This is a genomic window from Anaerotignum lactatifermentans (genome assembly GCF_016902535.1).
Lineage (GTDB): Bacteria > Bacillota > Clostridia > Lachnospirales > Anaerotignaceae > Anaerotignum > Anaerotignum lactatifermentans_A.
In genome coordinates this window covers 1-210 of the sequence record NZ_JACSNY010000089.1, presented here as the reverse complement: position 1 = coordinate 210, position 210 = coordinate 1, and the positions used below count along the sequence as shown (strand labels likewise).

General features: G+C 53.3%; 1 rRNA gene. It reads right to left on the bottom strand.

Features of this window, described 5'->3' with window-relative positions:
- Window positions 1–210 (bottom strand): 16S ribosomal RNA (locus H9X84_RS13490); the annotation flags it as partial.

The following is a 210-nucleotide window of genomic DNA, read 5'->3' as shown; positions in this document are numbered from 1 at the left end:
AATGATGGCTACTGAAGATAAGGGTTGCGCTCGTTGCGGGACTTAACCCAACATCTCACGACACGAGCTGACGACAACCATGCACCACCTGTCACCGATGTTCCGAAGAGAAGCTCTATCTCTAGAGCGGTCATCGGGATGTCAAGCCTTGGTAAGGTTCTTCGCGTTGCTTCGAATTAAACCACATGCTCCACCGCTTGTGCGGGCCCC